Annotated in this window: 22 protein-coding genes and 1 tRNA gene; 13 read left to right on the forward strand and 10 right to left on the reverse strand. The window is 41.6% G+C overall.

Features of this window, described 5'->3' with window-relative positions:
* Nucleotides 1-12: 12 nt before the first annotated feature.
* The 3 genes from lon to IPM34_04535 form a co-directional block, all read right to left on the reverse strand.
* The gene (gene lon, locus IPM34_04525; protein ID MBK8954808.1) at nucleotides 13-2,415 is read right to left on the reverse strand and encodes an endopeptidase La; all 2,403 of its coding nucleotides are present in this window, start codon (nucleotides 2,413-2,415) and stop codon (nucleotides 13-15) included.
* 135 nt (nucleotides 2,416-2,550) lie between these two features.
* The gene (gene pdxH / locus IPM34_04530; protein MBK8954809.1) at nucleotides 2,551-3,174 is read right to left on the reverse strand and encodes a pyridoxamine 5'-phosphate oxidase; all 624 of its coding nucleotides are present in this window, start codon (nucleotides 3,172-3,174) and stop codon (nucleotides 2,551-2,553) included.
* 11 nt (nucleotides 3,175-3,185) lie between these two features.
* Nucleotides 3,186-4,562 carry a TolC family protein gene (locus IPM34_04535; GenBank protein MBK8954810.1) on the reverse strand — a complete coding sequence of 459 codons (1,377 nt, stop codon included), beginning with the start codon at nucleotides 4,560-4,562 and terminating at the stop codon, nucleotides 3,186-3,188.
* Between the two features lie 196 nt (nucleotides 4,563-4,758).
* Here IPM34_04535 and IPM34_04540 point away from each other — a divergent pair, with 196 nt between their 5' ends.
* From IPM34_04540 to IPM34_04565, 6 genes are all read left to right on the forward strand, one after another.
* Entirely contained in the window at nucleotides 4,759-5,106 is a 348-nt protein-coding gene (locus tag IPM34_04540; protein MBK8954811.1) for a cytochrome c, read from the forward strand.
* Nucleotides 5,096-5,986: an SDR family oxidoreductase gene (locus IPM34_04545; protein MBK8954812.1), complete on the forward strand. Its 891-nt coding sequence runs from the start codon at nucleotides 5,096-5,098 to the stop codon at nucleotides 5,984-5,986. The genes IPM34_04540 and IPM34_04545 overlap by 11 nt, the downstream gene beginning before the upstream one ends.
* A gap of 154 nt (nucleotides 5,987-6,140) precedes the next feature.
* On the forward strand, nucleotides 6,141-7,958 hold the full coding sequence (locus tag IPM34_04550; protein ID MBK8954813.1) for a T9SS type A sorting domain-containing protein: 1,818 nt from the start codon (nucleotides 6,141-6,143) through the stop codon (nucleotides 7,956-7,958).
* Between the two features lie 103 nt (nucleotides 7,959-8,061).
* Entirely contained in the window at nucleotides 8,062-10,809 is a 2,748-nt protein-coding gene (locus IPM34_04555; GenBank protein ID MBK8954814.1) for a TonB-dependent receptor, read from the forward strand.
* Between the two features lie 172 nt (nucleotides 10,810-10,981).
* Nucleotides 10,982-12,391 (forward strand): amino acid permease, encoded by a 1,410-nt coding sequence (locus tag IPM34_04560; GenBank protein MBK8954815.1) that lies wholly within the window; start codon nucleotides 10,982-10,984, stop codon nucleotides 12,389-12,391.
* Between the two features lie 58 nt (nucleotides 12,392-12,449).
* On the forward strand, nucleotides 12,450-12,587 hold the full coding sequence (locus tag IPM34_04565; GenBank protein MBK8954816.1) for a hypothetical protein: 138 nt from the start codon (nucleotides 12,450-12,452) through the stop codon (nucleotides 12,585-12,587).
* Between the two features lie 256 nt (nucleotides 12,588-12,843).
* Here IPM34_04565 and IPM34_04570 read toward each other — a convergent pair whose 3' ends face one another.
* From IPM34_04570 to IPM34_04595, 6 genes are all read right to left on the reverse strand, one after another.
* Nucleotides 12,844-14,517, reverse strand: coding sequence for an Omp28-related outer membrane protein (locus tag IPM34_04570; protein ID MBK8954817.1), 1,674 nt, complete (start codon nucleotides 14,515-14,517; stop codon nucleotides 12,844-12,846).
* A gap of 517 nt (nucleotides 14,518-15,034) precedes the next feature.
* Nucleotides 15,035-15,277: a membrane protein insertion efficiency factor YidD gene (gene yidD / locus IPM34_04575; GenBank protein MBK8954818.1), complete on the reverse strand. Its 243-nt coding sequence runs from the start codon at nucleotides 15,275-15,277 to the stop codon at nucleotides 15,035-15,037.
* Between the two features lie 18 nt (nucleotides 15,278-15,295).
* Nucleotides 15,296-16,471, reverse strand: a complete 1,176-nt coding sequence (locus IPM34_04580) for a hypothetical protein (GenBank protein MBK8954819.1) — start codon at nucleotides 16,469-16,471, stop codon at nucleotides 15,296-15,298.
* Between the two features lie 129 nt (nucleotides 16,472-16,600).
* A tRNA-Leu gene (locus IPM34_04585) sits at nucleotides 16,601-16,682 on the reverse strand.
* A gap of 893 nt (nucleotides 16,683-17,575) precedes the next feature.
* Nucleotides 17,576-17,929, reverse strand: a complete 354-nt coding sequence (locus IPM34_04590) for a carboxymuconolactone decarboxylase family protein (protein MBK8954820.1) — start codon at nucleotides 17,927-17,929, stop codon at nucleotides 17,576-17,578.
* A 19-nt stretch (nucleotides 17,930-17,948) separates the two neighbouring features.
* Nucleotides 17,949-18,416, reverse strand: coding sequence for a hypothetical protein (locus IPM34_04595; GenBank protein ID MBK8954821.1), 468 nt, complete (start codon nucleotides 18,414-18,416; stop codon nucleotides 17,949-17,951).
* A gap of 90 nt (nucleotides 18,417-18,506) precedes the next feature.
* Between IPM34_04595 and IPM34_04600 the strand changes: the two genes are divergently transcribed.
* Together IPM34_04600 and IPM34_04605 are read left to right on the forward strand one after the other, a co-directional pair.
* Nucleotides 18,507-19,619, forward strand: a complete 1,113-nt coding sequence (locus IPM34_04600) for an AI-2E family transporter (protein ID MBK8954822.1) — start codon at nucleotides 18,507-18,509, stop codon at nucleotides 19,617-19,619.
* A gap of 114 nt (nucleotides 19,620-19,733) precedes the next feature.
* Entirely contained in the window at nucleotides 19,734-20,417 is a 684-nt protein-coding gene (locus tag IPM34_04605; GenBank protein MBK8954823.1) for a hypothetical protein, read from the forward strand.
* On the opposite strand, the gene IPM34_04610 is transcribed toward IPM34_04605, so the two are convergent.
* A complete protein-coding gene (locus IPM34_04610) occupies nucleotides 20,414-20,794 on the reverse strand; it encodes a DUF2237 domain-containing protein (protein ID MBK8954824.1) in 381 nt (126 codons plus the stop codon). The two genes, IPM34_04605 and IPM34_04610, sit on opposite strands and share 4 nt — an antisense overlap.
* A 90-nt stretch (nucleotides 20,795-20,884) precedes the next feature.
* On the opposite strand from IPM34_04610, the gene IPM34_04615 reads away from it, so the two are divergent.
* From IPM34_04615 to IPM34_04635, 5 genes are all read left to right on the forward strand, one after another.
* Complete coding sequence (locus IPM34_04615; GenBank protein MBK8954825.1) at nucleotides 20,885-21,778, forward strand: OmpA family protein; 894 nt, start codon at nucleotides 20,885-20,887, stop codon at nucleotides 21,776-21,778.
* A 432-nt stretch (nucleotides 21,779-22,210) separates the two neighbouring features.
* Nucleotides 22,211-23,035 carry a MotA/TolQ/ExbB proton channel family protein gene (locus tag IPM34_04620; GenBank protein ID MBK8954826.1) on the forward strand — a complete coding sequence of 275 codons (825 nt, stop codon included), beginning with the start codon at nucleotides 22,211-22,213 and terminating at the stop codon, nucleotides 23,033-23,035.
* A gap of 20 nt (nucleotides 23,036-23,055) precedes the next feature.
* Complete coding sequence (locus IPM34_04625) at nucleotides 23,056-23,661, forward strand: biopolymer transporter ExbD (GenBank protein ID MBK8954827.1); 606 nt, start codon at nucleotides 23,056-23,058, stop codon at nucleotides 23,659-23,661.
* A gap of 29 nt (nucleotides 23,662-23,690) precedes the next feature.
* Nucleotides 23,691-24,263 (forward strand): biopolymer transporter ExbD, encoded by a 573-nt coding sequence (locus IPM34_04630; GenBank protein MBK8954828.1) that lies wholly within the window; start codon nucleotides 23,691-23,693, stop codon nucleotides 24,261-24,263.
* Nucleotides 24,264-24,309: 46 nt separating this feature from the next.
* On the forward strand, nucleotides 24,310-25,128 hold the full coding sequence (locus IPM34_04635; GenBank protein ID MBK8954829.1) for an energy transducer TonB: 819 nt from the start codon (nucleotides 24,310-24,312) through the stop codon (nucleotides 25,126-25,128).
* Nucleotides 25,129-25,136 lie beyond the last annotated feature (8 nt).

Raw genomic sequence — 25,136 nt, forward strand, 5'->3', positions numbered from 1 at the left:
TTCATGCTCAACTCAAAGTCCAAACCTCAACACTTCATCCATCGTATCCACATACTGAAATTGAAGGCCTTTAATATGCTCCGGATTTATTTCTTCGACATGCACCCGGTTTTCCTTGCACAACATGATGGTTTTAATTCCTGCGCGTTTTGCTGCAAGGATCTTTTCTTTGATACCTCCTACAGGCAATACTTTTCCTCTGAGTGTGATCTCTCCGGTCATGGCAAGAAATGGTTTGACAGACTTATTTCGAATCGCAGAATAAATGGAAGTCAACATGGTGATTCCAGCAGAAGGTCCGTCTTTGGGAATGGCACCTTCGGGAACGTGGATATGAAAATCGTACTTGTCAAAATATTCCGGATCAATATTTAAATCTTCTGCGTGGGCTTTGATGAAACTCAATGCAGTACTTGCAGATTCTTTCATAACATCACCTAAATTCCCCGTCAAGACTAGTTTTCCTTTACCTGAGGAAATACTGGTTTCGATATAGAGGATATCGCCACCTACACGAGTCCATGCGAGTCCAATCGCTACGCCTTTTGGTAATTTTTCCTGATAACGTTCAGTGTTGAATCTGGCAACACCCAATGCAGCAACCAATCCATCTTCTTTAATTTGGTATACCGATTTGGGTTTTGTTGCTATAAGTGCAGCAGCTTTTCTTGCTACTCCTGCCAACTGCCTTCTTAAACTTCTTACCCCCGATTCGCGTGTATAATCCTGGATGATTTTTTCAAGTATGCGGTCGCTGATCTTAAACTGCTTTGGTTTGATTCCATGCTCTTCAAGTACCTGGGGAATTAAATGATCTTTTGCGATTTCAATTTTTTCCTCGGTGCTGTATCCTTGCAATTCGATGATCTCCATGCGATCGAGCAAAGCAGGCTGGATCGTGCTTAAAGAATTAGCCGTAGCAATAAATAATACTTTAGACAAATCAAATTCAAGATCGAGATAATTGTCATGAAAACTTGAATTCTGTTCAGGGTCCAAAACTTCCAGCAATGCTGACGAAGGATCACCCCTGAAATCTTTTCCAATTTTGTCTATTTCGTCAAGTATAAATACAGGATTGGCTGATCCTGCTTTTCGCAGGGATTGTAAAATGCGTCCCGGCATGGCTCCGATATAGGTTTTGCGATGCCCACGTATCTCTGATTCATCGTGTAAACCACCCAGCGACATCCTGATGAATTTTCTATCCAAGGCTTGTGCGATTGATTTTCCCAAGGATGTTTTTCCAACTCCCGGCGGACCCACAAGACAAAGAATCGGAGATTTCATATCGCCCTTGAGCTTGAGTACAGCCAAATGCTCGATGATGCGTTCCTTGACTTTCTCGAGTCCATTGTGATCTTTGTCCAACACTTCACGGCATTTTGCAAGATCATAGCGGTCTGTAGTGTACGATTCCCAGGGTAGGTCTACCATCAGATCGAGGTAATTCATTTGAACTGAATATTCAGCTACCTGCGGATTCATTCTCCGGAGCTTATTCAATTCCTTATCGAAATGTTCCTTGACTTCCTTCGTCCACAATTTTTTATCTGCACGTTCGATGAGGTCTTCTACATCTTGCTCGACGGGATCCTGCCCCAGTTCCTCTTGAATGGTTTTTAATTGCTGGTTCAGATAATAATCCCGCTGTTGTTTTTCGAGATCAGTACGTACTCTGGATTCTATCTGGTCTTTGACTTCTAGCAACTGAATTTCGTGATTCAGGTAAATGATCAACGTTTCTGCTTTTTTATGCAACTCATCCATTTCCAGCAGTTCCTGTTTTTTCTGAATGGAAATATTCAGATTGGAGGAAATGAAATGCAGTAAAAACCGGTCGTTTTGCATGTTCTTCAGCAACACCTGGGCTTCGTTAGGAATTTGAGGGGTGAGTTCAACGATACGCCTCGATTTTTCCTGAATGGAAGAGATCATGGCTTCGTATTCGAGTTTATTTGGACTGATCAGATGTTCCCTCTTGACAATTTTTGCCTTCAGATAGGGGTCTTCATTCAACCATTCGGATACTCTGCATCTTTTCCTTCCTTGTAAAATGACTGTCTGACTGCCATCCGGCATTTTTAATAGTTTTACGATGCGAGCGACCGTACCCGTTTGATACACATCTGCACTTCCAGGCTCTTCGGTTTGGGGATCGATCTGTGTAAGTACCAGAATATATTTGTCAGATTCATTGGCCATACTGACCGCTTTTATGGACTTTTCTCGGCCAACAGTTATAGGAATGATAACCCCGGGAAATAACACCGTGTTTTTCAAGGGCATTACCGGTAGAATTTCGCCAATGTTGTCTTCTCTTACAGGGAGTTCATCATCGGCAACGGCTACAAATGGCAATACTTCTCCGTCATCCTGCAGATGGGTCTCAAACTCATAGGGATTAAAATTCATGCAATCTGGTTTGTAATGTAAAATGTAAGGTAGATAACTTCGTCAATAGCCGTGCCATTGGGGTAAATTGCCTGGCGATATGACAAAAGGCCCGATTGAGGGGTCAATTTGTCAAGAATTCGCGAAATTATACAGCTATGGTGCCAACCTGGCTACGAGCCAGTTACTGCTACTCAAAGTATAGGCAAACCGGTCGTGTAACCTGTTTTCACGTCCCTGCCAGAATTCAAAATAATCGGGTTGCACGATAAATCCACCCCAATGAGCCGGTCTTTTTACGGGTACATGGTTTTCCAGCACATTTTGGAGCTCATTCTCGAGTTCGGACCGATCGTGGATCACTTTACTTTGAGGCGATACCATGGCGCCAATCTGACTCAGCAAAGGCCTGCTGTAAAAATATTCATCCGATTCGGATTCGGGAATTTTAACAGCTTTACCTTCAATGCGAACCTGCCTTTCCATGGATTCCCAAAAAAACAGCAAACTCACCGCCGGTTGTCTTTCCATTTCCACAGATTTGCGGCTGTTGTAATTGGTAAAAAAAACAAATCCGGAATCTTTGATTTCTTTGAGCAATACCACGCGCGAAGAGGGCTTGCCATCGGGCGATACCGTCGACAGGACCATACAGTTGGGTTCCTGAACACCGCCTTCCACACATTGTCTGAACCATTCCTGAAATTGTTCGACAGGATCGGCTAACAAGTGTTCGTTTTCCAGAATGGATTGGGTATATTCCCTGCGGAGATCTTTCATTGGATTAGATTTTAGAGTGTACCCATGCTCTTGTCGAGTTTAACTTTGGCCTGTATGAGTTGGAATTGTGCTTCGATGTGATGCGATTGGCTTTGGAAATAATCGCGCTCGGCCGATGTGACCTCGAGACTGGAGCCTACGCCTTCCTTAAATTTAATTTTTGCAGTATCGTAAATTTTTTCCGCGAGAGCCAATGATTTTTTCCTGTTCTCTAAGGTGACCATCGCATTCAAATATTCTGTCCTTGCATTCCGAAATTCGAGTTGTACTCCATTCTCGAATTGCTGGAGTTGTAATTTGGTCTTATCCAGGGTTACGGTGGCCCTTTGAATTTTTGATTTCCGGTCGAATCCGGTAAAGAGTGGCCAGGATAAATTTACACCCACATTGGAAGTCTGGAACCAACCATTGTCATTGCTGTCAAAAAGTTTGTTCCGTTGTAAACTTTGCTGATACGCCGCAAATCCATACAGGCTGGGGTAATAGCTGAATTTATATCTTTTGATATTCATTTCTGCAAGACGGATCCCTTGCAAAATAACGGGGTGCTCCGGCCGGTTTTGGATATTCAGTTGAAACTCCGGATTCATAACTTCCAGATAAGCCCGGTTCATCAGTTCGCCCAGATTGTCTTTTAAAGTGATGGTCTTATCCAAAGGATAATTCATCCGGAATTGGAGCAAGGTGGTACTAACATTTGTTAGTTTTTGCAGTTTTTCGAGTTCGGCTTCCAGGTTTTGTACCGACAAATCGATGCGGTCCACATCCAGTTTCTCTGCAAATCCGGCTTTGAATATTTCATGCACTTCATTTCTTACTTTTTGGAGATTGCTCAGGTTTTTTTGGACAATACTCACATTTTCCTGTAGGGTCAACACCGAAAGGTATGCCAGAGTGACTGCATACCGGAGCTCTGCTTCTGATTGGACAATCTGTTTGAGAATGAGTTCGCGGTACATTTTTTGTGCTTTGAGTCCGATAAAAAAACTACCGTCAAACAATAAGGTGTTGAGCTCTAATCCGGCATTTAAATTGTGCTTGGTCCCAAACTGCACGGGAACTCCTCCTGGTTCTTCCAGATCTCTGCGGGGCAATAAATTCTCATCAAAAAGCACATCGTAAATAGCCGGTTCAATAAAATTCGGAAAGATGCTGGTAGGTAATTTGATAAAATAATTGTATCCGACATTCGCCTGGAGTTTGGGCAGCCCAATGGCCGTGTATTCCTGAATTTGCCCGTCCACATCTCTGATGTCCAGATTCTTGATTTGTAAGTCCAGGCTATGGCTGCGGGCGTATTCAAGGGCTTCCGCCAGGGTGAAGGATTCCTGACCATAGGTAAATGAACTTAAACTGAAAATGCTGATGGCAATGCAAAAGGCTTTCATCCGGAGGTTTTTACAAAGATGCTGTTTATAGTGAGGAAACTTGTGCCGAATCATGTTAATATTTGAAAAGAGAAGTTAAATAAAATGCGAACACGTGTTTGGAGTTCCATGAGAAGACCAACGATCAATAAATTTCATAAAAATCGCGATCCACATGTACCTTTACCAACTCTTTTCAATGCTTAATGTTCAATAGGTGAAGCGATTTCAGCTCAGGATTTTGGGGTTGGCAAGTTCCTTGTTTTCGATTGGCCTGTTCTTTCTGACATGCAAGCAACAGACAGGCCCGGAAGATCTTCAAGCAAAAGTGGGGGCTCAGTATCGTAAATACTGCAGCAATTGTCACGGTGGCGATGGCAGCATTTCCATAAATGGGGCTGTCAAATTGAAATACTCGATGCTGAGCGCAGATGAACGCTATCTTGTCATTACACACGGACGCAACACCATGACCGGTTTTGAAAGTATTCTCGATTCTACAGAGCGCATGTTATTGGCCAATTACACGCTGAAGTTTAATAACCCTCCGGGACATGCACAGTAAAACCATTCTGATCACCGACGGAAATACTGAACTTGGTATCAACTTGATTGAAAAATTTATTGAAAAAAATGTTCGGGTCAAAGCGCTTTATTTGGGTCAGCATGAGGAATTGTCTGATGTCGAATGGATTCACGGAAGCCTTGACGATCCCATATCCTATGATCCTTATTTAGCCGGAGTTGATGTGATCCTTCACAATACTTCTCTTCTGGCGTTTAGAAAAGAAGATCACAAAAAATTGCAAAAGATCAACACCCTGGCTACCCGGGAATTGGTTAATAACGCCTTGTATTCGGGCGTAGCTGGTCTGGTATACCTGAGTTCTGCATATACTTTACTTCGTACAGGAATCCCCGATTTGATAAAAACGGGTGCGGAAGGAAATCCGGTTTTTCTCAACGAGTGGACAAAAACCTTGTATCAGGCGGAGCTGGAAATTTATCGTGCAGAAGCTGAAGGTATGAAAGTATGTATTCTCAACAGTCCGCTGGTATTCAATCCGGGAAAGTCCAATGAATCTAAGCCTGTCAACCAAAGTTGGTTGTATGAATTTTACAAATTTGTGATTCTGCAAAAAATACCATGGATATCGACGCAGGTAATGTCGAATGCAATCGTTGATATCTTTGAAAAGGATCAATGGGGAGATCAGATCCTGATTTCAGATGAATTTTGTTTTAATCGGGAAGATAAAATTGATAGCAGTCAATACGATTTAAATTCAAGAACCAGAACGCTATCTCTTTCAGAGAAATTAAACAGCATTAATTTAATTCAGGAATTCAGGCACTTCATCAATTGGGAACATCCCTGGTTAAATCCTGCTGCTTCGAAAATTTTTGAACCAACTTTCAAATGGGAAAGGCACTCAGATCATTAGAAATTTTCGCTTAGGTCATCCCGATTTCTATTTTAATGATACTCTATAACTAATTGTAATACAATTTATTAAATATTTTAATAAAAATAATATAAATACACTCTTCCTTATTAGTTAAAGCATTGTTAACTTTACTTTAATTAAAACCATGCTTATGAAGAAAGTTATACACCTTTTATGTTTTTATCTTTTAGTTTCAACACTTACAGCGCAATCTGTAGTGGTCAATTCTCCAGCCTCCATAGCCGGTTCGTATCAGTTTGGTACGGCCACAGCCTGGGGTGCAGATTTATTATCAAATATTTGGACAGCGGACGCAGCCATGATGATGGACGATGGTGCCAATACTGGAGATGGTTGCGATACCGTAACCAACAAATCTGAACTTGCCGGTAAAATTGTTCTGGTTAACAGAGGAACCTGCAATTTTAGTTTTAAAGCTTTGCAGGCACAGGATTGGGGTGGTATAGGATGCATTATTATTAATAATGTCCCCAATGGTGGAGTAGCAGGAATGGGTGCAGGAACCTACGGTGCCCAAATCAGAACAGATTTTCCTGTGGTCATGATCTCCTTTGAAGATGGGGAACGCATCAAGGCAGAAATGGCTAACGGACCCGTAAACATCAGTATTGGAAATATTCGATTTGATCACGATGTTGCTACAAATAACAGAGCTGGAATTTGCCACGCACCTTATGGCACATATCCTGGTGGCTGGATCCGTAATGCCGGAGATTTTTCTATCACACCGGGCTCTGATGTCACCAACAAGGGTAGAAATATTGAAACCGGGGGTAAGGTAAATGCTGTCATCCATTTCACACCTTCAGGAGGGAGCGCTTCAGAATTATATAATAACTCATCTGATGGATCTCTTGTTATTGAAATTGATTCAACGAGATCGGCATTTTTACCACCATTTGATTTAACGGGCAATGTACCTGGTAATTCAATTGGTAAAGGTACAGTTACTTACACCGTGAGTTCAGATCAAACAGACCAATCCCCATTCGATAACGTAGCAGTGTCTGAATTTTATTTAACATCCAATATTATATCAAAATCAAGATTACAATCCAATTTACGGGATCCATTTGCTACTTCTTCCTACAGGAGATCAGATGGTACAAATGCAGAATATCTGACGGGTGTGAGAATTCCTTACGGTGCCGGATGTAAAATTGACAGTATTTTATATTTCATGACGGTTAGTGCACCCGCAACATTAGCCGGATTGACCCCGGAAGCAATTCTTTATGGTTGGGATGATGCTGATGGCGATGGAAATGCCACAAATGCTGAAGTGAGTTTTCTTGCTTTAGGTACTTTCACATTCGATGCAGCTGAAACACGCTCAGGCGCTGTCGTTCGCATTCCATTAGAGGATTTTAATTCTGGCGACCCGGGGTATATGATTCCTGCAGATAACATGAGATTCTTTGTTGGTGTTCGATTTACAGGTTCGGAATTGCCTTTCTTTGGATTTGATGAAGGAATGGATTACAATTGTAACAATCTGTTGATGACAAATGCAGGAACCATGACCGATACTGAATTGCCTTATTTAGGAATTACAGGATACGATCCAAATACCGGTGTACCCGATTTTGAAAATGCTGCTTTCTTGTTTACTGGATTGAGGGCGGGCTTGTCTGCATCCTTAGTGATGTCTGGAAATTGCCTGGTAGCAAGCAAACAATTACCAGATCACGAAGCACAACTTAGTGTATTCCCAACACCCACTAAAGATTTTCTGAATGTCGATGTTAAACTTAATGAAACTTCTTCAAGATTGGTATATAACATTATCGATCAGTCAGGCAGAATTCTTTATTATGAACTCGACGAATCAGGTTCAGATGTTTATCAAACCCGATTGGATGTGCAGCATTTGAATGCAGGACAATACCATTTACAAATATTAACCGACAAAGGGTTAAAACAAAAAACATTCACAGTTATTAAATAATCACAACGGTATATTGATCTTAAGGCCACTCAAAAGGTGGCCTTAATTTTTATGTTTCCAATTTCTACATTTCATTACTCATATTCAAACAAAATAAAGCCTTATGAAAAAACAACTGTTCGCTACGGTAAGCTTCATGTTGCTCACCACTTTTGCATTTGCTCAAATGAATATTCAGGGCTTGGTTAAAGACAAAGACGGCAATGCCCTGGAAGGAGCTTCCGTGCAAGTGATTTCCACAACCCGCGGTACGCACACCAATTCCAAAGGTGAATTCAGTATTGCATTAAACAAAGGGGAAAAAATACGGGTGAGCCTGGTAGGTTTTCAGAGCCGGGATTGGGAGCCCGTGTCAGGTCTGGCCCACGAAATCATTTTAGAGAGTGCTTTAACGGAACTGGATCAGGTCGTTGTTGTTGGGACGCGTCGCAGCAATCGAGTCCGTACGGAAACTCCCGTTCCCGTTGATGTGGTGCCTATCAGTCAGACCCAATTTCCAACCGGAAAAATGGATGTTACTTCCTTGCTGAATTTTTCAGCTCCTTCATTCAATCATTCCAAACAATCGGGCTCAGACGGAGCAGATCATGTGGATCTTGGTACTTTGCGCGGACTTGGTCCGGATCAAACATTAGTCCTGGTCAATGGAAAAAGAAGACACCAATCAGCCTTTGTATCAGTTTTTGGTACTCGCGGTCGAGGCAATTCCGGAACTGACCTGAATGCCATACCACAAACATCAATTGATCGCATAGAAATACTCAGGGATGGTGCCTCCGCACAATACGGTTCTGATGCCATCGCAGGAGTAATGAACATCATCCTTAAAAAAGAAACCGGAAAACTCACCGGAAATGTGGGTTACGCAGCATATTACGACGACGAGTACAATACCATCCTGTCAAAAGATCAGGGTTACAACGAATACGACAGCAAACTCGATGGTAAAACTTTTTCAGCCGGAGCAAATTACGGACTCAATCTGGGTAGCCAGGGCGGATTTTTAAATCTCACTGCTGATTATGTAACAACAAGCAAAACCTACCGCCAGGATCCATCGCAAACTTTACCTTTCAATATCTATAGAAGAACACATGGAGATGGTTCTTACGATGGAATCGGAGCAGGACTCAATGCAGAATATCCACTCAATGATCATGGCAATTGTAGTCTGTATGCTTTTGCAAATTATACTTCGCGCGAGACAGATGCCTTTGCATTTACGCGCAGATTTGGCGACAATCCCGAAAGATTTCCAACAGATGCTTCCGGAAATCTCATTCAGGTTCCGGGCATCATCAAATCAGATGGTGCAGGTTCTTATTATTACAATCCGCACATCCAGACAGAGATCAGCGATCTTTCAGGAACACTCGGACTGAAAGGAAAACTTGGAGAAAATTGGAATTATGATCTTTCCGGAACGCACGGCAGCAACGATTTTCATTTTTTCGGCGACCAGACTTTTAATGCAGGTCTCGGAGCCGACAAAACTCATTTTGACGATGGAGGATTTAAATTTTCGCAATCCACGGCGAATCTGAATTTATCCAGAGAAATACCATCCATACTCAAAGGAATGCATCTTGCCCTGGGTGCAGAATATCGTTCTGAAAATTATGAATTGTATGCCGGTGAAGAAGCCTCCTATGCCAATTACAATCCCGACAAACCAAGCGGTGCACAGGGATTCCCGGGTTATCAGCCCGGTGACGAAGTGGATGCATCGCGGAATACATTTGGCGTCTATGCAGACGTAGAAACGGATGTGTGTCGTTCATTGTTGCTCGGCGCAGCCTTCCGTTATGAAAACTATTCCGACTTTGGTTCTACTTCCAATTACAAATTCACGGGTAGGTATAAAATTGATGCGACAACAGCTTTACGTGCATCTGTAAGTACGGGCTTCAGAGCACCTTCCTTGCAACAAATCAATTTCAGTTCAACTTTTACAACCGTGCAAGGTGGTCTGATCTCAGAAGTAAAAATTGCGCCCAATTCAAGTCCAATAACCCGTGCAGCCGGAATTCCCGAACTGAAACAAGAAGAATCGGTCAACGTGAGTTTAGGTATTACATTGCGTCCGGCAAATAATCTGATTTTTTCAGTAGACGCTTATAGAGTAGAAGTCGAAGACAGAGTAGTGCTTTCCGGACAATTCAGTGCAGATGATGCTTCACTCAGTCAAAACCTCAGAGATATTTTGAATAATCTAAAGGTTAGTTATGCGCAGTTTTTTGCCAACGCAGTCAACACTACCAACATGGGTATCGATGTGGTTCTCGAATACAGCCATTCTTGTGGAAGCGGCAACCTGAAATACCTGTTCACCGGAAATGCACAAAAAATGGAAATTGATCAGATCAATATTCCGGCTGAGCTCAATACATCCGAGTCCAATAGAGAATATTTCTTCAGCGAACGCGAGCAATATTTTCTGATCGCTTCTGCACCGAAAACAAAATTTGGGATGGCCTTGGATTATAGCTGGGATCGTTTTTCTGTGGGCACGAGATTGAATTATTTTGGACAAGTGAATTTATTGGGTTATGGCGATTTCAATACCCTCGAACCACAGGTGCCCACCGATGCTGATGAAAACATCCGCGTGCGGGATGAATACAATTATCGCCGCAGATGGGTACACGATGTTTTTGCTTCCGTTAAAATTATGGAAGGCGCAAAAATTTATCTCGGTGTTGATAATCTATGGAACGTCCATCCCGATTTGGGATTCGCACCCGGTGCTGCAGGCTGGGCATACAACAACGAAACTGGCGGTCCCTGGGATGCTGTTCAGATGGGCGGCAACGGACGGAGATTGTTTGCGAGATTGGCGTTTCAGTTTTGAGAGGAAGCTTGAAGCTTAAAGCGAAAAGCAAGAAGCGGAAGTTAGAGAACTTGGAAAATTCTATAAAGAGATGTATAAACGTTTAAACTTTTTGCATTTTTCATTCGGCTTTCAGCTTTCAGCTTTTCGCTCCGAGCTTTAAAGCTATTCCTAACTTATTTTCAATCAAACCATGTCCCAACTCCCACGCCGACTCACTTTCCTGACCATTGTTGCCGTGGTGATTGGCGATATCATCGGTTCGGGAATTTTTGTTAAACCTGCCACCATTGCGCAGCAATTTCCTTCAGTGGAAGGCATACTGGCTCTGTGGCTTTTTGCTGGACTCATGACTTTGATGGGCGCATTGACCAATGCTGAGGCGGCCAGTTTGTTTCCGGAAACCGGCGGACAATACATCTTATTTAAACACATGTACGGAAAACTGTTTGCCTTTCTGTACGGATGGTCCGGATTCATTGTTATCAATACTGCAGGAATTGCATCTATTGCATACGTGGCTGCCTATTATCTGGATTATCTCTGGCCACTTTACCGCTTTGACCAAATCACTGAATCTTCATATTCGATAAGTATTCCGGGACTTGGAAAATTTTTTATTCTGGAGCACTTCGGCAGAAAACTCATGACGATTCTGATCATGTTGCTTTTTACCTGTGTGAATGTTTTCAGTGTAAATGAATCTGCCAGACTCCAGCGATGGCTTACCTGGAGCAAACTTTTCATTCTGTTTGGGTTGATGGCATGCCTGTTTATATTTGGATCAGATGCCGCACCGCAGGATCCTCTTTTACAAGCTTCGAATCTATCGATCATCGGTTGCGTGGCTGCACTTGCCGGGATCTTTTGGTGCTTCGATGGTTGGAATAATGTGAGTTTCATTGCCGGCGAAATTGTAAATCCCGAAAAAGTAATCGCCAAAAGTTTATTGATCGGAATCAGTATTTGTTGTGGGGTTTATTTGTTGTTTAATCTTGCTATCTTCTATGTCCTGCCCTTGCCGGCGATTCAATCTTCCAATTTCGTGGCGGCTCTGGCCGCAGAAGTGGTTTTTCCTAAATGGGGAGGACTGATTCTGAGTAGCATCGTGTTGCTTTCAGTCTTGAGTGCTGTCAATGGAAATATTTTGTCCTGCTCCCGCGTCAGCTTTTCTTTTTTTCAGGATTATCCGGTTTCATCCAAACTAACAAACGTTCGTTTGGATTCCATGAGTCCTTCCGGAGCGCTGTGGGCAAACACCATTTGGGCATCGGTTCTGGTTTTGATAGGTTCATTTGACATGCTTACCGATCTCTTAATCTTTGTTAGCTGGTTCTTTTACGGCATGTCGGCAGCCGGTGTGATCTGGCTGCGAGTCAAAATGCCTGAAGCATCAAGGCCTTACCGGGTTCCCTGGTATCCCTGGTTACCACTTGGATTTATCGCTTTCACTTTCTTTTATTTGATCATGACCATCTATGCCGATGTATCGGCCTACACCCAGGGACAACAGGCCCAAATCAAATGCCTTCTGGGTTTTATTTTAGTGATAGCCGGATTGCCGGTTTATTTTTGGAAAAAAAGGGGAAGAGATAATAGTTAACAGTTGGCAGTTGGCAGTTGGCAGTTGGCAGTTGTTGGTTGTTAGTTGTTAGTTGGCAGTGAGCAGTGGGCAGTTGGCAGTGGGCAGTGGGCAGTGGGCAGTAGGCAGTGGGCAGTTGGCAGTGGGCAGTCAGCAGTTGGCAGTGCAGAATGTCGGGATCAGTTTTAGTTGTTTGTTGATAGATGTTAGGTGTTAGTTTTGGTATGGGTTGGAAAGAGGTTGTTTAAACTAACACTAGTTAGTTTGAATTTAGAATGCAAAATCTTCGCTTTAAGCTTTTCGCTTTAAGCTTTTTCGCTCAATTACACACCTCCAAGCCTCCAAGCCTCCATCCCGATAAAATTGCATAATATTTTAGTAAAGAAATAATTCTCTATATTTTATCGGGACTCCAAGCCTACAAGCCCTTTTCGCTTCAAGCTTTTCGCTTTCAGCTATTCCTCGTCAAAATCCTACTGTACAACTATCTTCCGGCTTTGTTTTCCACCCGGAGTCGTTAAAGAGATGATATAAATTCCGCTATTCCAATTTGAAGTTGGAATACTTAAGGTTGTTTTTCCTGCATTCAGTAAAGTCGATTGGTTCCAAACAGAAACACCGCTGATGTTTTTGCACTCGATAAGTGTTGAGCTGCTGTGTGCAGATGCGATTTCAACATTCAACAAATCGCTTACCGGATTTGGATAAACCATAAAATTCTGATCTGCAGCAGGCTGATCAACACCCGTTACGAGTTCGTACGTGCTGAAATATCTCGAAAACGTACCCGTGCCGATCACTCTTTGTTGGAAGATCTGATTATTCTGGTCGTCAAAGATTTTATACGTTCCATTCAGACTACTGGTTCCGTTGGTTACGCTGATTTTGTAACACTTGTCTTTCGCAAGAGTTAAGAAATATTTCTTAGCGAGATTATCTGTGAATGGACCGCCTTCTACGACAATCTGATTTTGGTCATCGTAGATTTTGAAACTGATCTGTGTGGGTTGAGCAGCAGGTTTCAATTCAAAAGTGGATGTCAAAGTCGTCGAAGGAGTAGGGTAGAATACTGCATCGGTTTTGTTGTTTAACGGTTCGATATCGTCCTGACCGTTTACTTTTAAAATATCAACAGTGAGTGTATTGCTTCCTTTAACTGGTGTAAAATCGATCGCAGGCAGGGTTATGTCTTTATCCTCTAAAAATTTGATACTGCCGGTCCACGAGTATGTTTTTACAGATCCACCGTTGATGCTGTAATTGATATCGAGATTGGTGATCGTTGCATTGCCCGTATTGATCACTTTTACGATAGGACTGGTTTGCGTACCACAAATGAGCGTATCGCCATATACCCCGGAAGCACTGCTTTCTTTGATGGAAACATCGTTGCCGGGATTTGGCGTCAGATCTAAATAGGCATTTTCTGCCTGATATATTTCTTTGGTAGCATCATTCTGAATGAAAACAACCGTCTCCAGATTTCTGAAATTGTAAACCTTGTCAAATTTATAAACAAAAGTGTAAGTCTTGCTTTTTCCGGGTGCATCGATTTCAGAAATGTTGGTTCCCGTGGTGTTCGGCATGAATTTTTTCATGACGTGATGAAATACTTTCTCGCCATTATTTCCCGGAGGGGCCAGCCACTCTATTACTTTTTCACAAACAGCTACGCGCATCATAGGCGACCCATTTACCGCAGCTGTTCTGGTGACGGTGACCGCAATTTCCATCGAATTGTAATCGGGCAGTATTTTATTTTGGATCTCAATCGTATATGGAGCCGGAATCAAAGTAGCAGATTGAATCGTTGCATCTGTAATGGTTGTGGTGGGAGCTCCCTGACTGGCTGCATTCAGATAGGCATCGGGAACACCCTGAACGCCATAGTAATTCACACGGGTTTGGACTTCAGATGGATTGTCTTTGTTCATCGGATCCACGCCTGGCCAGCTTACCTGATAGGCAATCTTGCAAGCCTTGGCTTGATTTCTTTCCAGGATGGGTGCGATCAGGGGATTGTAATACGCACAGGGTCCGCAGGAAGCCTGCGTGAAATGTTCAACCAGAGCTTTTCTGGGTGATTGTGCCACAGCTGTATTTAAGCTTAAGACAATCAGTAAAATAGAGTAAAAGTTAATTTTCATGTTGACTTGTTTAATAAATAAATTGAATCGTAGCTTTTGGGAAATTGGTGGTTAAAGATAAGGAGATTTGATTCTTAAAATGTTAAAATTTCGGAGCTGGTGGAACCAAGTCTCAGATTTATTGTTTAAAATTGTTAATAAGAAAAAAAAGAGCTCCCCGATAGTCTTTTTATTTGTCAAAGGACAAAGGTTGGTTATTGTTACTATCGGGGATTTTTTAAGTTAAAAGGTGAGAAGGGAAGAAGGTGAAAAAAGTGAAGAAGGCCTAAGGCCTAAGGATGATAGGAGCCCAAAGCAGAATTAGAAAAGATTAAAGAACTAAAGAGGTGATGCAAAAAGTCTATCAAGATAAAACTATAATGTCCCTCGAATATATTTTGATAGTTTTATCGATATATCGAAACTTCAAAAAGGTCAAAATCCCGATAAAATTGCAAATATTTTAGTAAACAAATAATTCCCTATATTTTATCGGGACAAAAGGTCAAAAGGTCGAAAGGTCAAATAGCCTAAATGCCTACCCCCCTCGCCCCCCCTTCTTCGGTACCGGATCCTCCCCATGGCCTCCCCAGGGATGACATCGAGTAATTCTTTTCAACCCGAGCAGAACCCCTCTTAATACTCCCCATTCCTCAATGGCCTGGATCATGTAATTCGAACAACTCGGCTCAAATCTGCAGTTTTTTCCAAGCAATGGTGAGAGGGCATATTGATAAACCCTGACGGGAAAAATGACCAGACTTTTAAATATGGATTTCATATTGAAAGTACAAGCGTCTTACAGATTTGAAGAATCGATATGCGATTTCAGTTGTCTCTTTATTTTTTCAGCAGCCGACAGCAGGAGTTCTTCGTTCGTTGGAAAAGGCAAAGCTTTTCCTTTCAGGCTTTTTTTGCATTCATCGCTCACGTAGTCGATATTGCCTTTGTTAATCCGCACATATTTATTTTCAAACAGGCCTTCCACTTCCAGGGGTTTGCTGATTTCAATGTCACCACTGCGCACATTTGAATACAACATTCTTCCTCCTAATTGAACAGCTTTTTGTTGGGTAATTTCCTCGACCACGGCAACGTATCTCGTCTTGATTTTTTCCTTTACGACTTTGCCGGTCGAATCTTTTACAACTTTTCCAAACTTGTCTTTTAAAGGTTCTTCAGTGATGATTTCATTGACATCTTCATAAACCCTTGATTTTTCTCTTTCCGGACTGAATTCCAGGTGGTTGAGCTCGAGTTGAATGTAGTAATCGTAACGTACTGACGGGTCGCTTTTGACATCGTATGATTTCCAGGTGGAATTTAATTTTTCAAGGCCAATGCTCAGCATTTCGCGTTCGACGGGTTCGGGTATAATCGACTGGGTATTGTTTTTGATTCTGACCAGGTAGTGATTCATGCCCAGCGATTTGGCCTGTTTTTTAAGTGCTTCTTTGTCTTTATAAGTTCCAAAAAGCGGATCGATTTGTTCCAATTGTTGGTAAGCTTCCCTGGCCGCAGATTTGTCGAAATTTCTTTGTGATTCGTCAATGAGCAATAAAGCGGACTGATATAGAAAATCGGCTGTATTTTTTTTGGATTCTTTTTTGAGTTCCTGAATATTGACAAAATGAAAACTGGCGCGGTAGCCATCCTCGGCTTCTAAGGGTACAAAAGGTTCAATTTTTCTTTGTCTGTTTTCGATGCGTTCATGAATGATATAAATCCGGCTCCACTTTTCGTCGTCATCCTGTGACTTGAGCGTACGTTCCATGGCCAGATCTTTTTCCTGCGCTTTTTTAAAGGCGTATTCAAGAGCCAGCACCATTTCCTTGTCGCGCTTTTTATTGCCCGATAGTTTATTAACGGCATAATCAATGGCCTGGTCGTAATCTCCCCGGTCGATCATTTTTTGAACATTTCCGCAAGAGGAGATGATAAACATCAAACAAAAGGCGTAGATCAATTTTTTCATAAGTCATTTTTTAATTTGACGACAGGATGGTACTAAAGACACAAAGACCATGGAAAATTATAATTTTTTTAACCTAATGTCTGTGCTTATTTAAAGAAAAAAGGAAACGGATACCCATTTCCTTTTTAGTGCCCGGGACAGAAGTCGAATCTGCACACCTTACGGCATACGCCCCTCAAACGTACGTGTCTACCAGTTTCACCACCCGGGCATGAGCGGCAAAGATAAGAAGGGGAGCCTTTTGTTAGGAATGAATTTCAGTATTTCCTCGCTGAATTTCGCCGAATAGGCCGCCATCCATTCAATTTTTTTGTTCGGAGAATCTGAAACATATTAAATATATTATATATATATATAAATTTAAAATATAATCCAATACACTTTAAATAAGCTTCAGCTATTTCATGAGTTCATAAATATGACTATTACATATAAACTTTTTTTTAATATTTTTCGTTATTTACTTGGATTTCTGCGTGTAGGCTTATAATTTTACACCAAATCCCGGCGACAGTAAGTCTTCTTGAAAGCATTGAATACCCTCTCGTCCAATTTTCTGATTTTCATTTGCGGTTTATAACCTTTTAAAATATTATGCTGATCCGTCAGTAAAGATCGTAGTTTTCTTATTTTGAGACCTTAGTCGAAAGAGCCTGAATTTGCGCCTTGCAAATTTGGGCTTTTTTTTTTGGAGTATGGATTATGGGTGATTCGTAATGGCGTCAAAAGGTCGAAAAGTCGAAATCCCGATAAAATGACATAATATTTTAGTAAAGAAATAATTCCTATATTTTATCGGGACGAAACTTCGAAACTTCGAAACTTCGAAAAGTCGAAACTTCGAAAAGTCAAAAAGTCAAAAAGACAAAACGTCGAAAAGTCAAAAAGTCAAAAAGTCATCCCGATAAAATGAAATAGCTCTTCAGAAAAGAAATAATCACGGACATTTTATCGGGAGGTCGAAAAGTCAAAAGGTCGAAACTTCGAAAAGTCGAAAGGTCGAAACTTCGAAAAGTCGAAAGGTCAAAAAGTTGAAACTTCGAAAGGTCGAAACTTCGAAAAGTCGAAAAGTCGAAAGGTCAAAAAGTCAAAAGGTCAAAATTTCTAAACACCTTTACCCTTTCCCCCCAGCTCTTCCCAAAACTCTGCCGCCCTCCTTGTGTGTGGAATGCAAATCGAGCCCCCTACCATATTGGCAATGGCAAAGACTTCGTATACTTGTTCGGTTGAAAGATTATTTTCATGACATTTTATAAGATGATACTTGATGCAATCATCGCATCTTAAAACCATCGAAGCAACCAGCCCCAGCATTTCCTTGGTAGCAACATCCAATGCGCCTTCCTGATACATTTGATGGTCCAATGAAAAAAATCGTTTCAAGGCCAAATTATCCTGTGATAAGATCAGCTCATTCATGCGGGAGCGGTAATCATTGAATTCCTGAACTAAAGACATAAACTGTAAATTGATAATGTTAAACTTCGTTTCTGTTGATTTGTTTCCAGATGCTCCAGAAAATTTTTGGGATCAAAACAAGCGTCGAGCAAAAAAAAGCAACGGCCCAAAAAACCATTTCAGATCTTATAAATCGCGAGAGCTTATCTTGTTCGTGTAAAGCCAAATTGCTTACGATTTCCTGAATTCCAATATCGTTGATCAAAACTTTGAAATGCTGAAACCTGTCAAAACCGAGCACAAAACCAATAGCAAGCAAACCCATCAAAGAAATTTTAACCGGAATGTTCCAGGCGTAGGGAGTGTATTTCCAAAGGAATATCCAACGGATGCAGGTGATGGCTCCGATTATAAAGCAAAGATTTGAAATCCAGAAAGGATAATTAATTTTAAAGATCAGGAGCGGAGTTAAAAACAAAAAGGCGGCTACGCAGCTTCCTGTCAACCAAAGGAACTCCACTTTTAAAATTTTATTTTTAGGATTCATCTTTTTTTCAGATTCACCGGGTCTGTTAGAGCCGGAGAAATGCAAACTTAATCGAAATCCACCAAAGGTCGATTATCGTATCTTTATGCCATGTGGCAGAAATATTACCGTTACATCATCGGCGCATTGTTGCTGATTGCTTTGGCCCTGGTATTCAGCTATTTTATCGAAGTCGTTAGCTTTATTTTGATATCCTGGATCATGAGTATGATCGGACAGCCCATTATGAATTTTTTATTGCTGCGACTGAAGCTCCTGAATCTGAAATTTGGAAAATCGCTGGCCGCTGCGTTAACGCTGGTGACCATGTTTATTTCGATTGGATTGCTGCTTTGGGCATTTATACCATTGGTTATTCAACAAGCGGTGGTACTTTCTAAAGTCGATTTCAACGCCATGTCGGTTGTGCTCCAGGAACCCATTGAAAACATCAATGTCTGGTTGAGATCCATGGGGCTCGAACCCGGGCCGAGCGCTGCAGACCAGATTCAGGCCTTGATAGGTGGTTATTTTAATCCTACTTTGATCAGTTCATTTTTTGGAACCCTGCTCAGTAAAGCGGGATATCTGGTCATCGCCTTGTTTTCAATCATGTTCATCAGTTTTTTCTTTTTGAAGGAACGGGGCCTGTTTACAGAAATCATTCTGGCTATCGTTCCCACGGGGTTGGAGAAAAAAGCAGCCCATGTGATCGATGATATTACCATTCTGTTGACCCGGTATTTTGGAGGGATTGTCATTCAGATGACCATACTCATGATTTTGTCGGTGAGTTTGCTAAGTTTTTTTGGAATCAAAAATGCTTTCCTTATTTCCTTCTTTTATGCCGTTATGAACATCATTCCATATCTGGGGCCGTTGATCGGTGCGGTATTTGCATGTTTACTCACCATTTCTTCAAATCTCGAACTCGATTTCTACCAGCAGATCGTTCCCCTGATTTTGAAAGTGCTTACTGTATTTTTTATCACGAAGTTGCTCGACGATTTTATCATTCAGCCCTATATTTTTTCAAAAAGGGTTCAGGCACATCCTCTGGAAATTTTTATCATCATCATGGTTGGTGCCCGGATTGGTGGAATTGCAGGAATGGTGCTGGCTATTCCCGCATACACGATTTTCAGGGTCATAGCGAAAACATTCCTCAGTGAATTTAAGGTTATCAGGAAGATCACAGAAGATCTGGATCCCACTCAAAATTGAATGAGTTGTCTTTCGCAAATGAATGAGAGTTTTGTTATTTACTCAAAGGTTCCTCGCGAAAAATTTCAGGATCCATTCGAAGTCAGCTACATTTGAGAGTTAATTCATCCCCATATGTGGTCTGAGATCCGAAATGCTTTTTCTTCATACCTGGATGCGCTGGCAGGGTCCATTCCCGCCATTGTCAATTCGCTGATCATTTTGATCGCCGGATGGTTACTGGCTCGGGTCACCAAATGGTTGGTATATAAGGCCTGCCATTTTGCCGGGATCGATAAAATCAGTCAGCAAACTGCGGTGCACCGTTTTTTAGAAAGGAGGGGATTTAAAAATGGTTTTTCCGGAGTGACTTCGTCTTTATTCTTTTGGCTGATTATGCTCATCGTCCTGGTTAAGTTTTTCAATTTACTGGGAATGGATGTCGTTTCCGACCTTTTGAACCAGGTGGTCGCTTTTATACCTAGTCTGTTGGTTGCTTGCGTAATCCTCATCGTTGGATTTTATCTGGCTGATTTTGTTTCCGGATTGGCAGTCGGAGCTTTGGAAGAATCCGCCTATGAACATCCGGAATTGCTGGGAAAGATGGTGTTTTATTGCATCGCTTTTTTCACGTTGGCTATAGCACTGACTCAAATTGGCATCGGTGAAGCATTGATCACGAATGTCGTCAGCATATTTTTTGGTTCGATCGGACTGGCTTTTGGCATTGCCTTCGGACTTGGAGGCAAGGAATGGGCTTCAGATATGATTGCCCGATATTTTGGACGAGACAACAAAGATCAATCGCCAAATCGTTAATCCGAGGTTTGTACCAGCTTATGCTCTAATAACTGCTCGAATTGGATATCTTTTAAAACATCCATATTGGTGGCCTCCAGATACACCAAAGGTGCTTTACCGGCATCGCAGGCCTGCGCCCAGCGCAAAGCACAAAGACACCATTTTTCACCAGGCTTGACACCCGGAAAAAGGTATTCGGGCCTGGGAGTACTGAGGTCGTTGCCAACACTCTTTGAATACTCCAGGAATTCCTCATCAGCCAAAATGCAAACGGTGTGTTGTCCAGTATCTTCAAATCCGGTCCTGCAACAGCCGTCGCGGTAAAATCCGGTCAGCGGGTTAGTGCTGCAAGGCTCCAAAGGCTTCCCAAAGACATTTAATGGATGTTTTTCCATAGTTTATATGCTTAACAAATTATTTGGTACATAAATTGCATAAAGCCTTAATTTTGAGGCTAATTTTATTAAATCTAACCGTAATCCACCATGAAAAATTTAAGTTATGCCATTTTAGCGGTGTCGATGTTATTTTCTTGTGTATCCAGTAAAAAATACAAAGATCTGGAAGCACAGATGAACGATGCTAAAATGAATCTGCAGAAGTGTCAGGAATCTCTGAGTGACTGTGAAAAGCAAAAAAATCAGCTGGCTGACGATTGTAAAATGAAAACAGGTAAACTGGAATCCGAAATGTCTGCCAAAGAAGGTAAAATCAAATCGCTTGAAGAACAATTGGACATGTTCAAAAAGACCAATAACAATTTATTGGACAGACTTTCCGATTTATCTATTGTCAGTAAATCCGGTGCAGAAAGCATTCGTAAATCTTTAGATGCATTAAACGAGAAAGACCGGCAGTTGAGTGCTTTAAATAAAGCTATGGCAAAAAAGGATTCGATCATGTTGAATCTCGTGATCAATTTGAAGAGATCTCTTCAGGGTGTGAATTCAGACGATGTAAATGTCGAAGTAAAACATGGAGTTGTTTTTATTTCCCTATCGGATAAAATGTTATTCAGATCAGCCAGCGCTGTCATCAATGAGAGTGCCGGAAAAGTATTGGATAAAATTGCCAAAGTGCTGAATGACCATAAAGATTTAAATATACTTATCGAAGGCCACACCGATAATGTGCCCATGTCAAATGAATGCGTGGCAGACAACTGGGACCTCAGCGCTAAACGTGCTACTGCTGTGGTGCGTACTTTGCAATCCAAATACAAAGTGGAACCTTCCCGGATGACCGCAGGAGGCAGATCAGAATATGTGCCTAAAGATGCCAACACAACTGCTCAGGGCCGCCAGAAAAACCGCAGAACAGAAATCATCATTTTGCCTAAACTCGACCAGTTTTTTGAAATGATCAATCCAAAGATGTAATTCACCCAAGCCTAAAAATTAAAAAGCCACTTCCTTTCGGGAGTGGCTTTTTTATATTTATCCGGATCATTTTCATCCCCAAAGAAAATTTGGAAGCCGATCATACGCTTCAACCGGAGCTTTAAGCGCTGCGAAATGAAATTGCTACATGAACGCAGTATTAAATTTTAAACTCCTTAACACATTATAAAAAAATTTAATTTATAAGTTACTTTTAATCAAAAATATATAACTTACAATTATTTACTATTTAATTTTCTTTACACTTCCGCCCGGATTAGGTACATTTTTTTGGCGAAATCGTTTTATAATTACGCCCGACTTAATGTTTGATTTTTTTAAATCGACAACATTATTTGGTTGGAATCAAAAATTTAGGTACTTATCAAAATAATATTTCACATATTTTAAAACTGCTAATTTAAATCTATTATGAGCAATCAAAACGCGAAGACTGACAAAAATGCCTCGAGCAGTAAGTTTAGTTCATTATTTGCTGCCATTGCAATCCCAACTGCATTTGTAATCGGGGTATCGGTTTACATTTTTATTTTGGGCGATCCTTCTCACTTTGAAAATGGGGATCCCAAAGGTCACCCTCATCCGGGTGATTATTTGGGAATGATGTATAAAGGAGGTCCCATGGTTCCAATACTCATGACAAATTTTATCATTGTTTTATCAGTGATTATTGAGAGGATGATTACTATTGGGGCGGCGTCAGGCAAAGGTTCTATACAGACCTTTGTAAGAAAGATTAAAAACTTTTTGGATCAGAACCAGATCGATCAGGCCATTACCTGCTGCGACCAGCAAAAAGGTTCTGTAGCCAATGTGATCCGCGAAGGTCTTGGCAAATACAAAGAAATGTCTGTTAACAACCAACTGGATAACGAACACAAAGTGCTGGCCATTCAGAAGGAAATTGAGGAATCGACCTCTTTGGAATTGCCTGTATTGGAGAAAAACCTGGTCATCCTTGCAACCATCTCTTCTGTGGCTACCCTTTTGGGACTTTTAGGAACAGTTTTCGGGATGATCCGCGCATTCTCAGCCATTGCTACAGCGGGTGCTCCGGATGCAGTTGCACTGTCTACCGGTATTTCCGAAGCCCTGATCAATACGGCTTTAGGTATTGGTACATCTGCTTTAGCCATCATTTCATACAACTATTTCACTACTAGAATTGATGGAATGACTTATGGAATTGACGAAGCAGGATTTACAATAGCCCAAACCTTTGCTTCCAAGCACTAATTCAATTAAAATTTATTGGCATGCCAAAAGTTAAGGTTCCACGGAAGAGCACAACAATAGACATGACGGCCATGTGCGACGTTGCATTTCTGTTGTTGACCTTCTTTATCCTTACTACCAAATTCAGGCCGCAGGAGGTTGTCGAAATTGACATTCCCTCCTCCACCGCGCAAATTCCAATTCCGGACAAGGATATTCTCATGTTTCAGATCGCTCCCGACGGAAGAGCTTTTTTCGGGTTGGACGATCAAATTACCCGTCTGAAATTGTTGAACCGATTGGAAGAAGGATATCAGATAAAATTTACAGAAGACCAAAAGGAAGCATTCAAACTCGTTGAGTTGTGGGGAATGAATATCAGGGAACTACCCGCGTATTTATCGCTCGATGCGAATTCAAGGGCACATTTCAAACATCCGGGACTGGTTATTGATACAACAAGCGGCGAGCACCAGCTGGAAGACCTGATCCTTTGGTCGAGACAGGAAAACAACAACCTGAGAATAGCGATTAAAGCTGATAAAACAACAGAATACAGAGCATTTGATAAAATTATCGAAGCCCTGCAAAATCGAAAAGTAAACCGTTTCAACCTGATCACCTCAGCCAGAAGTGCCCAGGAATAATCAATACAACATTTTAAAATCAAGATGTTATGGCTGAAATGAATGTACCCGAAAGTGGTGCGAAAAAAGGCAAGAAGAAATCGCGATCGAAAAAAATGTCCACCCGGGTAGATTTAACTGCCATGGTGGATCTGGGGTTTTTGCTGATCACATTTTTTATGTTGGCTACTACGTTCAACAAGCCAAAAACGATGGAGATCATCAAACCCGCTAAAGAGGATAAGATTAAAGATGAAGAGATCCCGGCAATCAAAATGTCGAAGACGGTTACCCTGTTACTCGGGTCTAATGACAAAGTGTTTTGGTACGTATCTCCTGATGAGGTCAATGCAGATACTGAATTAAGCATGGACAGTGTGGATTACAGCCCGAATGGACTCAGAAAGGTTATTCAAAGGAGGATTAAGGAAGTCCACGAGCAGTGGACAGACACTACAAACTTATTTGTGATGATCAAGCCACTTCCCACATCGAAGTACAAAAATATTGTCGACGTACTCGATGAAATGACCATCAACGATGTAAAGACTTATGCCATTTTAAAGCCGGACGATCCCGTCGATAGTGTGGTTTGTGTTAAAATTGGGCAGGTAAGGAAATAATTGAGAGTTTTAGTTGTTATACTTTTTAAGGATTAAAGTCAAAAACATGGAAAAAAAGGATTATTTAAAGCTCTCCTGGGACGACATGATCTTCGAAGGTCGCAATAAATCTTATGGAGCTTACATTCTCCGCAAGATATACGACAACAACATGTCGAAAGCCCTGATTTTAGGTATTTTGCTTTTCGTTTTTGGTGTGAGCAGTCCGATGATCATCAAAATGGTCAGAGGCTGGATTCCCGAAAAAGCAAACAAGGATATTATGAAGGAAGTGATCCTTGCCGAACCGCCTCCATTGGATCCAAATAAACCACCACCTCCTCCGCCTCCTAAAGTGGAACCACCCCCTATTAAAGATCAGATAAAGTTCGTTCCTCCTAAAGTTAAAAAAGACGAAGAAGTCGAAGAAGAAGAACCACCACCGCCAACAATTGAAGAAATGGAAGACAAAGAAGTTTCTGATGTGACGCGGGAAGGGGAAGAAGGAGGAGTTGATGCCTCGTTGGTTGAACCTCCACCAGTTGTTGAAGAAGCACCAAAGGAAGTGGAGCCCTTCAAATTCGTGGAACAAATGCCCACCTTTCCGGATGGAGAAGCAGCCATGATGAAGTACATACGTGAGCACGTACGTTATCCTTCAATAGCCAAAGAAAACGGGATTGAAGGAACGGTTGTGATACAATTTGTTGTGACCTCATCAGGTAATATCAACAAGGTGCAGGTGGCCCGGGGAATCGGTGGAGGTTGTGATGAAGAGGCTGTTCGCGTGGTTAAATCCATGCCTAACTGGAAACCCGGCAAGCACAATGGAAAAGCAGTACCTGTAAGTTTTACGCTGCCCATCAGATTCAAGCTGGAAGGCTAAGCCTAAAC

This window comes from Saprospiraceae bacterium, assembly GCA_016716185.1.
GTDB lineage: Bacteria > Bacteroidota > Bacteroidia > Chitinophagales > Saprospiraceae > Vicinibacter.

Bases quoted from the DNA above. Each gene is read 5' to 3' on its own strand.
- IPM34_04590 (MBK8954820.1), bottom strand. From the start codon at position 17,929: ATGTCTTTAGTTCAGGAATTCAATGATTACCGCTCCCGCATGAATGAG.
- IPM34_04635 (MBK8954829.1), top strand. From the start codon at position 24,310: ATGGAAAAAAAGGATTATTTAAAGCTCTCCTGGGACGACATGATCTTC.
- lon (MBK8954808.1), bottom strand. From the start codon at position 2,415: ATGAATTTTAATCCCTATGAGTTTGAGACCCATCTGCAGGATGACGGA.
- IPM34_04595 (MBK8954821.1), bottom strand. From the start codon at position 18,416: ATGAATCCTAAAAATAAAATTTTAAAAGTGGAGTTCCTTTGGTTGACA.
- IPM34_04560 (MBK8954815.1), top strand. From the start codon at position 10,982: ATGTCCCAACTCCCACGCCGACTCACTTTCCTGACCATTGTTGCCGTG.
- IPM34_04600 (MBK8954822.1), top strand. From the start codon at position 18,507: ATGTGGCAGAAATATTACCGTTACATCATCGGCGCATTGTTGCTGATT.
- IPM34_04605 (MBK8954823.1), top strand. From the start codon at position 19,734: ATGTGGTCTGAGATCCGAAATGCTTTTTCTTCATACCTGGATGCGCTG.
- IPM34_04545 (MBK8954812.1), top strand. From the start codon at position 5,096: ATGCACAGTAAAACCATTCTGATCACCGACGGAAATACTGAACTTGGT.
- IPM34_04625 (MBK8954827.1), top strand. From the start codon at position 23,056: ATGCCAAAAGTTAAGGTTCCACGGAAGAGCACAACAATAGACATGACG.
- IPM34_04555 (MBK8954814.1), top strand. From the start codon at position 8,062: ATGAAAAAACAACTGTTCGCTACGGTAAGCTTCATGTTGCTCACCACT.
- IPM34_04615 (MBK8954825.1), top strand. From the start codon at position 20,885: ATGAAAAATTTAAGTTATGCCATTTTAGCGGTGTCGATGTTATTTTCT.
- yidD (MBK8954818.1), bottom strand. From the start codon at position 15,277: ATGAAATCCATATTTAAAAGTCTGGTCATTTTTCCCGTCAGGGTTTAT.
- IPM34_04620 (MBK8954826.1), top strand. From the start codon at position 22,211: ATGAGCAATCAAAACGCGAAGACTGACAAAAATGCCTCGAGCAGTAAG.
- IPM34_04535 (MBK8954810.1), bottom strand. From the start codon at position 4,562: ATGAAAGCCTTTTGCATTGCCATCAGCATTTTCAGTTTAAGTTCATTT.
- IPM34_04630 (MBK8954828.1), top strand. From the start codon at position 23,691: ATGGCTGAAATGAATGTACCCGAAAGTGGTGCGAAAAAAGGCAAGAAG.
- IPM34_04610 (MBK8954824.1), bottom strand. From the start codon at position 20,794: ATGGAAAAACATCCATTAAATGTCTTTGGGAAGCCTTTGGAGCCTTGC.
- IPM34_04550 (MBK8954813.1), top strand. From the start codon at position 6,141: ATGAAGAAAGTTATACACCTTTTATGTTTTTATCTTTTAGTTTCAACA.
- IPM34_04580 (MBK8954819.1), bottom strand. From the start codon at position 16,471: ATGAAAAAATTGATCTACGCCTTTTGTTTGATGTTTATCATCTCCTCT.
- IPM34_04570 (MBK8954817.1), bottom strand. From the start codon at position 14,517: ATGAAAATTAACTTTTACTCTATTTTACTGATTGTCTTAAGCTTAAAT.
- pdxH (MBK8954809.1), bottom strand. From the start codon at position 3,174: ATGAAAGATCTCCGCAGGGAATATACCCAATCCATTCTGGAAAACGAA.